We start from the raw sequence: 8,528 nt of genomic DNA on the forward strand, positions 1-8,528 counted from the left end.
TGGTCTTTTTTTGCGCGTCATCCCCATCTGTTTGAGTGCATAGCAAACGGCGGCTGCCGTACAATCAAAATGTTTGGCGATTTCATGCAGATAGGCATCCGGGTGTTGCCCAACATATTGAGCCAGTTTTTGCCTATCCAATTTGACGGCATTCAGACCGGTAACTTGATGTTTTAGGCTGCCTGTTTGTTTTTTAAGGCGAATCCACAGGTAAAGCGTGTTTCTTGACAAGTTAAATGTTGCTGCGGTTTGGCTGATGTTTTTGCATTGTTCGTAATAGTTTAAAGCTTTGTTTCTTAAGTCCGCAGAGTATGCCATGGTTAGACCTTCAAAGTTGAGTATTGTACTATTTTGTTTTTAATTGACTATAGTTTGCAAAAAAAGGTCGTCTGAAAACCGGTTTTCCTGTTTTTCAGACGACCTTTCCTATATTTTCATTTGATCATCAAACCATTCAGTCTTTCGCCGTGTTCATCAGCCGCAGGGCTTTGAGGCGGCCGATTTCTTTTTGGTATTCCACCAGGCCGATAAATGTTCCGCTTCTGTCGTAAATGCGGATGGGTTGGTCGGCAGACATGTCCTCGGTAAACTGCGGGCGCTGGCCGCATTTGAGCATGGCTACGGCGCGGTCGTTTAGTTCGATTTTGGGGAAGTGCCGCACTAAAACGTCGCAGGGCAGGAGCAAGGCGTCGCGTTCGGTTTCGTTTAATTCTGCCAAGGCTTCGAGCGTGTGGCTTTCGCGGATGGTGAAACCGGCGGTTTCGGTGCGGCGCAGGGCGGTCAGGTGGGCAAACGTGCCGATGTGTTTGGCGATGTCTTCGCTGAGGGTGCGGATGTAGGTGCCTTTGCTGCAACGTACGTCGATGACGGCTTTGGGTGCGTCAAACTCGGTAATATCGATGGCGTAAATGGTGATATCACGCGGTTTGCGTTCGATGACGATGCCTTTGCGGGCGTATTCGTACAGCGGTTTGCCTTCGTGTTTGAGGGCGGAAAACATCGGCGGCACTTGGCGGATGTTGCCTGTCAGGGCTTGGCAGGCCGTCTGAAATTCGGCTAAGGAAATATCGGCGCGGGCGGTAGCGATGATTTCGCCTTCGGCGTCGCCCGTGCTGCTGGCTTCGCCGAGTTTCAGCGTGGCGGTGTAGGCTTTATCGGCATCCAGCAGATATTGGGCGAACTTGGTCGCTTCGCCGAAGCAGACGGGCAAAAGTCCGGTTGCCAAAGGATCGAGTACGCCGGTATGCCCCGCTTTTTCAGCGTTGTAGAGGCGGCGGGCTTTTTGCAGGGCGGTATTGCTGGAAAGTCCTTCGGGCTTGTCGAGCAGGAGGACGCCGTTGACGGGGCGTTTGGCGGTTTTGGCGGTCATGTTAGTGAAGAAGGAAGGAAAGGGATAAGATGGAAGTGCCGAGTAGAATAATCGGCGTTTCCGATATTGTTTTTCTGAGGATGATGTGGCTGTGCGGATTTGGTGTTTCTACTGTGTAGCTGCCTTTTTTCAGACGGCCTTGCTTTAAAAGCGTGATGCGGCCGCCGGTACGGCGGAAACTGGCATGAAACAGCGGTTTGGAGAGAGGTGCTTTCCGCCCGTTTAGGTCGGTGATGCGGAAGGGGATTTGTCCGTCTCCATCATGCCAAACCGAGTAATGCCCGTTTTTACCTATGTGGATTTCGTTGCCCGATGCGGTATCAAAGACGGTTTTCCCTTTGCGCAAACTGAAAGCGTAGCAGGCACAATAGGAGAAAAAGACTAAAGACAATAGAAATTCGGGAAAGGTCATGGATATATCCGAAAGCAGAGCAAGGAGGCCGTCTGAAACAGATCTTCAGGTTTTAATACCGGGTGTTCAGACGAGCTTTATTTTTAATCTTTAACTGGCTTTTCCGCCGCGACTTGATCGATGAGGCTGGAAATGCTCATGCCGCGTTCGAGTGATTCGTCGTATTTGAAGTGCAGTTCGGGCGTTTTGAAGAGTTTGATGCGTTTCGCCAATTCGCTGCGCAAGTGGCCTTTGGCGTGTTCCAAGGCTTCTTCGGTAATGTCGCGGGTGCTGTCGTCGAGGACGGTGTAGAACACGGTGGCGTGGCTGTAATCGCGGGTGACTTCGACTTCGTTGATGGTGATGAAGCCTGCGCGCGGGTCTTTCAGGCCGGTGCGGACCAGCTCGGCCAGTTCGCGCATGATTTGTTCTTTGACACGGTCTTGGCGGGCATAGCCGCGTTGCGGTTTTCTCATGGTTTTCCTTAAACGGCGGCGGCCGTTTCAACTTTGTTTTCAGACGGCCTGTGTGAAATAAGTGCGGTATTATAACGGATATACGGCAATTTGAGGTCGTCTGAAAAGGAGTTTGGCTATGCGGAAAATCAAAATCGGATTGGCGGGGTTCGGCATGTCGGCGCAGGTGTTCCATCTGCCGTTTTGGCGTGCGGATTCGCGGTTTGAAGTCGTGCGCGTGTTTGAACGCAGCGGCAATAGGGTGCAGGAAGTCCTGCCGCAGGCGCAGACCGTGCGCTCGTTTGAGGAGTTGCTTACCGATGATGTGGATTTGGTGGCCGTGACCACGCCGAACCAGACGCATTTCGATTTTGCCGCTCAGGCTTTGCGTGCGGGTAAAAATGTGGTGGTGGAAAAACCGTTGTGCGCCACGGCGGCGCAAGCCTTGGAATTGGCGGAACTTGCCGAGCGGCAGGGCGTATTGCTGACCGTTTACCAAAACCGCCGCTGGGACAGCGCGCCGCTGACCGCCAAAAAACTGCTTTCAGACGACCTCTTAGGCGAAATTGTGGATGCGGAGTTCCGTTTCGAGCGTTATGCGGCTGCCTTGAACAAAAAACGCTGGAAGGAAACAGGCGAGGCGGGCGTGGGGCTGGTGTACGATTTGGGTTCGCACTTCATGGATATGGCAGTCGATATTTTCGGGATGCCTGACGAACTTTATGCCGACGTGCGTTATCAGCATGAAAGAGCGCTCAGCGACGACAATTTCTATATCGCGCTTTATTACACCGACGGCAAAAAAGTCACCCTGACTGCAAGCAAATATGCCCGCGAACCTTTGCCGTTCATGACCTTGCACGGCAAACGCGGTTCATACGTCAAACAAAACGCCGACAACCAAGAAGCCCTGCTGCTCGGCGGCGCGCAACCCGTCGGGGCGTGGAACCGTGAGCCGGAAGACGAATGGGGCATCCTGCATACCGAAATCGACGGGGTGGTCGTCCGCAAGAAAATTGAAAGCGTCAGCGGCAATTATGCAGCGTTTTATGAAAACCTTTATGACGCGCTGCAAGGCAAATCTCCCGCAGCGGTACAGCCGCGACAAGTGGCGGAGGTGTTGGGTCTGCTGGAAAAAGTATATGAAAGCGCGAAGTCGGGGTGTCGGGTGAAGGTGTAGGGAGCGGTTTAAACCGCCGGATAGAAGAGTGGGGCAAAACCATTGGGGAAACGTAAGCCTGAAGATCGCAGAAAATAAGCCGCCGTTGCGTATCCTTTATTTTGTTTCGTTATAAAAAAAAGTATAATCACACCCATTCAAAAACAATCCGAGGCCTGCCAAATGAACGTAACCGTTATCAATCACCCCCTTGTCCGCCACAAACTCACGCTCATGCGCGAGGCCGATTGCAGCACTTACAAATTCCGTACCCTCACTACCGAGCTGGCGCGCCTGATGGCTTACGAAGCCAGCCGTGATTTTGAAATTGAAAAATACATTATCGACGGCTGGTGCGGTCAAATCGAAGGCGACCGCATCAAGGGCAAAACCTTGACCGTCGTGCCGATTTTGCGTGCCGGTTTGGGTATGCTCGACGGCGTGCTCGACCTGATTCCGACTGCCAAAATCAGCGTGGTCGGATTGCAGCGCGACGAAGAAACGCTCAAACCCGTTTCCTATTTTGAAAAATTCGTGGACAGCATGGACGAACGCCCCGCGCTGATTATCGACCCCATGCTCGCCACCGGCGGCTCTATGGTGGCTACCATCGACCTGTTGAAGGCGAAAGGCTGCAAAAATATCAAGGCGTTGGTACTCGTCGCCGCGCCCGAAGGCGTCAAAGCCGTCAATGAAGCGCATCCCGACGTCACCATCTACACCGCCGCCCTCGACAGCCATCTGAATGAAAACGGCTACATTATCCCCGGCTTGGGCGATGCGGGCGATAAGATTTTCGGTACGCGCTGATTCGTGATTTGAGGTCGTCTGAAACTGAATGTATGGGTTTCAGACGACCTTTTTTATAGTGGATTAACTTTAAGTCAGGACAAGGCGACGAAGCCGCAAACAGTACAGATAGTACGGAACCGATTCACTTGGTGCTTCAGCACCTTAGAGAATCGTTCTCTTTGAGCTAAGGCGAGGCAACGCCGTACTGGTTTAAAGTTAATCACTATACAAGGTATTTTTCGTTGAAAATCCCATATTAGAAAGGACAACCATGAGCTTCCAAGACAACCTCGCCGCCATGCCCGACATCGGTCATTTGAGCGGACTCGACATCCTTGACGCACAAGGCAAAGCCGTCCATCACATCCCCAATGCGCCCGGCAAGCAAGGCTCGCTGAAACTCTACAACGCTTTGGCATTGAATTTCGGTGGCAAGCTCGATGCCGCTGCTGCTGCGCAGGGCTTGGATTGGTTTGCCGAACACGTTGCCGATGCGCAAGCCAATCCGGGCAAGCATCCCAATATCGATTTGCTGTTGCAAGTGAAAAACGAAAACCTCAGATTGCTTCTAAAGCCGGTTAACGCTTAAACATCAGCTAAGCGAAAGGTCGTCTGAAAACAGAAATCCTGTTTTCAGACGACCTTTTTTCATGAAGCCGTTTCGTTATAAATAAAATTGTTATATTATAACCAATCAAATTTCTACCCGATACATTTGGAGAACCCATGAAAAAAACCGCATTGTTCATCGCATCCGCGCTCCTGTTCAGCACAACCGCCCAAGCACACCGCGTCTGGGTCGAAACCGCCCATACACACGGCGGCGAATACCTGCAAGCCGAATTGGGCTACGGCGAGTTCCCCGAACTCGAACCCATTGCCAAAGACCGCCTCCACATTTTCAGCAAGCCCATGCAGCTGATTACCGAAAAAGGCAAAGAAAATCTGATTCAAAAAGGGACGTACAACTACCAATACCGCAGCAAACTCCCTGTCAAAGACGGTAGCTACCTCGTTACCGCAGAATACCAACCGACCTTCTGGTCTAAAAACAGCGCAGGCTGGAAACAGGTGAGCATCAAAGAAATGCCTGACGCCAGCTATTGCGAACAAACCCGAATGTTCGGTAAAAACATCGTCAACGTCGGTCACGAAAGCGCAGACACCGCCGTCATCACCAAGCAAGTCGGACAACATCTGGAAATCGTTCCGTTGGACAACCCCGCCAACGTCCACGTCGGCGAACGCTTCAAAGTCCGCGTCCTTTTCAACGGCGAGCCGCTGCCCAACGCCACCGTTACCGCCACATTTGACGGTTTTGACACCAGCGACCGCAGCAAAACCCACAAAACCGAAGCACAAGCCTTCTCCGATACCACGGACGACAAAGGCGAAGTCAGCATCATCCCCCTGCGTCAAGGCTTCTGGAAAGCCAGCGTAGAACACAAAGCCGATTTCCCCGATCAAAGCGTGTGCCAAAAACAGGCGAACTACACCACCCTGACCTTCCAAATCGGTCATACGCATCATTAATATCCAATAACAAAGGTCGTCTGAAAACCGTATTGCAGGGTTTTCAGACGACCTTTTTCGTTATCAGCCAATCAATTTAATAAACAGCCATCCATCAAGGCTTATGCGGCGCAAACGTCCATTGCCCAAGTCCCAAGCCCAAATCAAACACGTTCAGACGACCTATCGCCACCCTGACCAAACGCAGGCACGGAAAACCCGCCTTAGCCGTCATCCGCCTGACTTGCCGGTTTTTTCCTTCCGAAATCCGAATTTCCACCCAAAAATCAGGCACGGACTTGCGCACGCGGATAGGCGGCACGCGCGGCCACAAAACATCCGCTTCGCCCGCCTCTAATACGCGAACCTTTGCCGGACGCGTGACAAAATCCCCCAAATCCACCCCGTGCCGCAGCATATCCAGCTTCGCTTCGTCGGGCGAACCTTCCACCTGCGCCCAATAAGTTTTCTCCAGTTTAAATTTAGGATCCGCAATCCGCGCCTGCAAACGCCCGTCGTTCGTCAACAGCAGCAAACCCTCGCTGTCCGTATCCAAACGCCCCGCTGGATAAAAGTCCGGCAGCGACACATAATCTTTCAAACACCCATACTTTTCATGCGCCGAAAACTGGCAAATCACACCATAAGGCTTGTTCAATACGATTAAATCATTCATTTTCATCACATCCTGAAACCAAGCATGAATTGTACCAGCCGCCGCATACGGGCTACAATTTCACGCTTCTTTATATTTTATACAAATGATTTCATACGGTTAAAAAATACACTCAGGCTCGGCTTGACACGTCCGAACCAAACCAGTATATTACGCACTTCCTTAGGAGTAATGGCTGAGAGGCTGAAGGCACTTCCCTGCTAAGGAAGCATGTGGGGTCAACCTGCATCGAGGGTTCGAATCCCTCTTACTCCGCCATCATACGAAAACCCGTCGATTATCCGACGGGTTTTCTTTTTATCGTTTTTGCCGAATTTAAGGATAACTGACAGGCAACCGTCAAACTTGACATTTACGGAACATGAAAGCGTTTGCACGAAGGCTGGATTGCCGTTGAAACCGATTATTAAGCACGGCAATCATTAAAAATCAAAAAAAGGTCGTCTGAAACCGGATTTCAGACGACCGTTTTGTATGTCAGTGCAGCGGCTTATTCTTCCGGAGCGCGGAAGGTGTCGTGGCAGGATTTGCAGCTTGCGCCGGTTTCGCCGTAAGCGGCTTTGATTTCTTCCAGCTTGCCGGTTTGCGCGGCGGCGTTCAGTTTCTCAACGGCAGCGGCGAATTTGTCTTCTTCGGCTTTGAATTTGGCCGCATCAGACCAAACCGCAGGCAGGGCGCGGCCGTTGCCTTTGTCGTCAGATTGGAAGAAGGTGAAAGGTTTTTTGCTGGTTTCGGCAAAAGTTGCCGCAGCCTGCTTGAATTTTTCCACGTCGTAAGGCTCTTCGCCTTTTACCATTTTGCCCATGCTGGAGAACTCGGGCATCATGGATTTGAACGCAGTGGTACGGTCTTCGGAGATCGGACCTTTGGGTTGCGCGGGTGCGCCGCCACCGCAGGCGGCAAGGGTCAGGGCAGCGAGCAGCGCCGCTGAGAAGAGTTTGGTATTCATGGCTTTGGTGTCCTGTGATAGTATTTTGTTATTCATATTTTTCAGACGACGTCCGAAGAGGTCGTCTGAAAAGTTGCAATCATACCTGAAATGGGTTTACAAAACGAGAAAAGAAAGGAAATAGTTATGGCGATTTTGGTTACCGGCGCGTCAGCCGGTTTCGGCGAGGCGATGTGCCGCACGTTTGTACAGGCCGGTTATTCCGTTATCGGTGCGGCACGGCGCGGCGAGAAACTGCAGGCATTGGCGGCCGAATTGGGCGAGCGGTTTTATCCTTTGGAAATGGACGTTTCGCGTACCGAGTCGATACGCAACGCGCTCGACAGCCTGCCTGAAAATTTTGCCGAAATCGATTGCCTGATCAACAACGCCGGATTGGCGTTGGGTTTGGAAACGGCGGACAAAGCAGATTTCGGCGATTGGGAAACCATGATTCAAACGAACATTATCGGTCTGACTTTCCTAACGCGCCAAATCCTGCCACAAATGGCGGAGCGCAAACAAGGCTATATCATGAATTTGGGTTCGATTGCCGGCAGCTATGCCTACGAGGGCAGCAACGTGTACGGCGCGACCAAGGCGTTTGTGCGCCAGTTCAGCATGAACCTGCGCGCGGAATTGGCGGATAAAAACATCCGTGTCACCAACATCGAGCCGGGTTTGTGCGGCGGTACCGAGTTTTCCAACGTCCGATTTAAGGGCGATGACGAGCGGGCGGAAAAGGTTTATGAGAACGTCGAGTCCATCCAGCCGCAAGACATTGCGGATACGGCTTTGTGGCTCTATCAGCGTCCGGCGCACATGAACGTCAACTCCATCGAAATCATGCCTGTCGCCCAAACCTTTGCCGGTATGAAAGTCATCCGCAATACGCTGCCCGTACCCGCACAGGCGGAGAATTTTGAGAAACAGAGTATGTCTTTGTTTGCACGGATTAAGTCGTGGTTCAAATAGGCAGATTGGATGGGATGGGTCGTCTGAACGGTGGCGCTCGGTTTCAGACAACCTCCGAATATCTGCATCTTACATAAACAACGTTATAATGTAATCCTCTCCGTTCAGAATTTTAAGGTCGTCTGAAAGCCTTTATGAAACACGCAATCAAACAAAAAATCCTCGAACAGGCACGCCGTGACGGCGTACAGGTAACCGCTTTGCGCGAGCAGGTGCTCGATATTGTCTTGCAGCAAAGCGGCGTGATTAAAGCCTACAACGTCTTGTCGCA

10 protein-coding genes, 1 tRNA gene and 2 pseudogenes are annotated in these 8,528 nt (G+C 51.7%); 7 read left to right on the top strand and 6 right to left on the bottom strand.

What is annotated here, in order from left to right; all coding sequences use genetic code 11:
• From HMPREF1051_RS01440 to rbfA, 4 genes and pseudogenes are all read right to left on the bottom strand, one after another.
• Positions 1–318 (bottom strand): annotated as a pseudogene (locus HMPREF1051_RS01440) (IS630 family transposase); the annotation flags it as partial.
• 136 nt (positions 319–454) lie between these two features.
• On the bottom strand, positions 455–1,369 hold the full coding sequence (gene truB, locus HMPREF1051_RS01445; protein ID WP_003763332.1) for a tRNA pseudouridine(55) synthase TruB: 915 nt from the start codon (positions 1,367–1,369) through the stop codon (positions 455–457).
• 1 nt (position 1,370) lies between these two features.
• The gene (locus HMPREF1051_RS01450) at positions 1,371–1,781 is read right to left on the bottom strand and encodes a hypothetical protein (RefSeq protein WP_003763316.1); all 411 of its coding nucleotides are present in this window, start codon (positions 1,779–1,781) and stop codon (positions 1,371–1,373) included.
• 83 nt (positions 1,782–1,864) lie between these two features.
• On the bottom strand, positions 1,865–2,236 hold the full coding sequence (gene rbfA, locus HMPREF1051_RS01455) for a 30S ribosome-binding factor RbfA (protein ID WP_003763326.1): 372 nt from the start codon (positions 2,234–2,236) through the stop codon (positions 1,865–1,867).
• A 118-nt stretch (positions 2,237–2,354) separates the two neighbouring features.
• On the opposite strand from rbfA, the gene HMPREF1051_RS01460 reads away from it, so the two are divergent.
• The 4 genes from HMPREF1051_RS01460 (at position 2,355) to HMPREF1051_RS01475 (ending at position 5,699) form a co-directional block, all read left to right on the top strand.
• Positions 2,355–3,395 (top strand): Gfo/Idh/MocA family oxidoreductase, encoded by a 1,041-nt coding sequence (locus tag HMPREF1051_RS01460; RefSeq protein ID WP_003763323.1) that lies wholly within the window; start codon positions 2,355–2,357, stop codon positions 3,393–3,395.
• 162 nt (positions 3,396–3,557) lie between these two features.
• Entirely contained in the window at positions 3,558–4,184 is a 627-nt protein-coding gene (gene upp, locus HMPREF1051_RS01465; RefSeq protein WP_003744890.1) for a uracil phosphoribosyltransferase, read from the top strand.
• A gap of 253 nt (positions 4,185–4,437) precedes the next feature.
• Complete coding sequence (locus HMPREF1051_RS01470) at positions 4,438–4,755, top strand: DUF2322 family protein (protein ID WP_003763340.1); 318 nt, start codon at positions 4,438–4,440, stop codon at positions 4,753–4,755.
• Between the two features lie 137 nt (positions 4,756–4,892).
• Positions 4,893–5,699 carry a DUF4198 domain-containing protein gene (locus HMPREF1051_RS01475; protein WP_003763319.1) on the top strand — a complete coding sequence of 269 codons (807 nt, stop codon included), beginning with the start codon at positions 4,893–4,895 and terminating at the stop codon, positions 5,697–5,699.
• Between the two features lie 94 nt (positions 5,700–5,793).
• Here the strand turns inward: HMPREF1051_RS01475 and HMPREF1051_RS01480 are convergent, their stop codons facing one another.
• Positions 5,794–6,354 (bottom strand): pseudouridine synthase, encoded by a 561-nt coding sequence (locus HMPREF1051_RS01480; RefSeq protein ID WP_036491109.1) that lies wholly within the window; start codon positions 6,352–6,354, stop codon positions 5,794–5,796.
• A 165-nt stretch (positions 6,355–6,519) separates the two neighbouring features.
• Here HMPREF1051_RS01480 and HMPREF1051_RS01485 point away from each other — a divergent pair.
• A tRNA-Ser gene (locus HMPREF1051_RS01485) sits at positions 6,520–6,612 on the top strand.
• Between the two features lie 232 nt (positions 6,613–6,844).
• On the opposite strand, the gene HMPREF1051_RS01490 is transcribed toward HMPREF1051_RS01485, so the two are convergent.
• The gene (locus HMPREF1051_RS01490; protein ID WP_003763338.1) at positions 6,845–7,303 is read right to left on the bottom strand and encodes a c-type cytochrome; all 459 of its coding nucleotides are present in this window, start codon (positions 7,301–7,303) and stop codon (positions 6,845–6,847) included.
• Between the two features lie 126 nt (positions 7,304–7,429).
• On the opposite strand from HMPREF1051_RS01490, the gene HMPREF1051_RS01495 reads away from it, so the two are divergent.
• Both HMPREF1051_RS01495 and HMPREF1051_RS01500 read left to right on the top strand, forming a co-directional pair.
• Positions 7,430–8,257 carry an SDR family oxidoreductase gene (locus HMPREF1051_RS01495; protein WP_003763331.1) on the top strand — a complete coding sequence of 276 codons (828 nt, stop codon included), beginning with the start codon at positions 7,430–7,432 and terminating at the stop codon, positions 8,255–8,257.
• A gap of 134 nt (positions 8,258–8,391) precedes the next feature.
• Positions 8,392–8,528, top strand: a pseudogene (locus tag HMPREF1051_RS01500) (transcriptional repressor); the annotation flags it as partial.

Source organism: Neisseria sicca VK64 (assembly GCF_000260655.1).
GTDB classification, from domain to species: Bacteria; Pseudomonadota; Gammaproteobacteria; order Burkholderiales; family Neisseriaceae; genus Neisseria; species Neisseria sicca_B.